General features: G+C 65.9%; 1 protein-coding gene. It reads right to left on the bottom strand.

Annotated features, from left to right (window positions below; all coding sequences use genetic code 11):
• Positions 1–2,324, bottom strand: a 2,324-nt coding sequence (locus Q7T84_RS15975; RefSeq protein ID WP_370653675.1) for a Tn3 family transposase, incomplete at its 3' end; no start/stop codon positions are given.
• Between the last annotated feature and the right edge of the window lie 42 nt (positions 2,325–2,366).

Consider the following 2,366-nt stretch of genomic DNA (forward strand, 5'->3'; position numbering starts at 1 on the left):
AAATGCTCGACCGCGCGCTGCATATATAATGTGTTCCAGAGTGCGATGGCGGCGATCACCAAATTGAGGCCTGACGCGCGGTGCTCCTGGTTTTGCAGGGTGCGATCGGCGATCCGGCCCTGCTTGTGAACGAACACGGCCTGAGCCAGCGCATGACGGGCCTCGCTCTTGTTGAGGCCGGCCTGGCAACGCCGGCGCAGCTCGGGACTCTCCAACCAATCGAGCGTGAACAGTGTCCGTTCGATCCGACCGACCTCGGCCAGGGCCATGTCGAGACGGTTCTGCCGCTTGAACGCTGACAGCTTCTTGAGCATCACCGAGGGGGCTACGGAGCCGGCCTTGATCGACGCGGCCAGCCTGACGATGTCGGCCCAGTTCTCCTCGATCACGTCGACGCGGATCGGGCGACCGAGCAAAGCCTCAAGGATCTTGTGGCGTGGCTTGGCGCCGATGATGGCCAGCCGGCGATCCTGCAGATCGCGTAGGCGCGGCACGAACCGATACCCGAGCAAATGACACAGGGCGAACACATGGTCGGTGGCCCCGCCGGTGTCGGTGTAGTGCTCCCCGCCGCCGCGGCCGATCAGGCCATCGAGCACATAGGGCGCTTCCGAAGATGTGGCCGATAGGACGCGGGTGTGGAATGAGCCGTGCATGTCCGACAGGTGGGTGTAGATCCGCAAGCCGGGTTCGGGGCCGTACTTAGCATTGACTGCGCCGGCTCCACCGCGCCGTCGCCCGGACCGAAAGAACTGTCCGTCAGACGACGAGGCCTGGCCGTCGCCCCAGTGGCGGGCAAACGGTTGAGCGTGGTGGACCTCAATAATCCTCGCCAGCGCCGCCTTGTAGTTCTCCTCGCTCAGATACCAACTCTGGGTCCAGGCAAGCTGGGCATAGCTAACGCCCTGGCTGGCGTTGGCCATGCGCTCGAGGCCCAGATTGGTGGCGTCGGCCAGAACGGCGGCCAGGATGCAGCTGGGATTGTCGTGCACCTTGCCCGATCGCAACTCGCGGAACATCGACGAGAAGCCGGTCAAGGCGTCGATCTCCCGCAGCAATTCGGTGATCCGCACCCGCGGCAGCAGTGCGTCGATCGCCCGGTCCAGTGAGCGAGCCTCGTCGGGCGCGTTGGCCTTGACCGGCGTGACCGACAACTCCTCGCCCTTTAGCGTCACTCCGACCAGGTCGCCCTTGGCCAATCGCCTAGAAAACGCAGCGAGCCGCTGATCCAGCAGGCCGGCGCGTTTGGCCAAATAGCTTCCCATTTCGACTCTAACCGGCAGGGCCTCTGCCTCGGCGGCGACCTCGTCCTTGGGCAGCAGATAGTCCGTGAATCGCCTGTAGGCGCGCGAGCCCTCGATCCACACATCGCCGGACCGGAGGCGATCACGCAACGTGGCGGCCACGGCGGTCTCATAGAGTCTCCGATTGATTGGGCCACCGCTCGGCTTGACCAGAGCCTTCCAGTGCTTTGACGCGAACGGCAGCGGCGCGTCATCGGGAAGCTCCCGCCGGCCGGTCTGGTTGAGGTTACGAAGAATCTCCAGCGCCTTGAGCAAGGGCGCGCCGCCGGTTCCGGCCCGGAACCGCATGTGCTCCAGGAAGGTCGGAACGAACCGGCGCAGCGCTCCGTAGCGTTCGGCGGCGCTGACCAACGGTTCCTCGATCGCCAGGGCGGCCAAGGCGTCGATCTTCGGCTTGGCGGCGAGCACCTTCCACCAGCCAACCTGGGCGTCGATCCGGTCGAGAACGTCGCCGCCATCGACCAGGGCCTGATCGACGGCGCCGATCACGCCGCTGAACAAGCGCATGAGCTGGCTGACCTCGCGGCTGCTGGCCTGGTACTTGCGCTCGCGACCGCGGCGGCCCTTGGCGAACAACGATCCGACCATCTTGTCGAACATGTCGGCGGCTGCGTCGCTGAGGCGACTTTCCAGGAAAATCAGCTGCGCCACCACGGTCGCCCGCCGCCGCGCGACGCTGTAGCCGCTGAGTAAGAAGGCCGGGGCGACGGCTCCCTCGCGGGCGTATTGCTCGAAGCGGCGCTCATGGATCGTTTCGGTGATCGCCGGATCGATCGCGATGGCGCGGACATAGGCCAGCCGCTCGGTGATGGCCGCCATGCTCGCGGCGCTGGGCGACTCGGGAATTTCCCTAAGCCAGGCCAGCGGTGACTTGCGCAGGGCCGGATCATTGATCAGCAGGCGGTCGACGGCCTCCAGCTGCGAAGGCGTGATCGAGGCCAGCAGGTCCTCGGCAGCTTTGCGACGGGCCTGGGACCTACCGGCCAAGCCGACGCGCTCCAAAGTATCGGGCGAGGGCAAGATGATGCCCCGCCGGCGCAGCTCGGCGATTAGGGCCTCGAC

The sequence above is a fragment of the Phenylobacterium sp. genome (assembly GCF_030654915.1).
Lineage (GTDB): Bacteria > Pseudomonadota > Alphaproteobacteria > Caulobacterales > Caulobacteraceae > Phenylobacterium.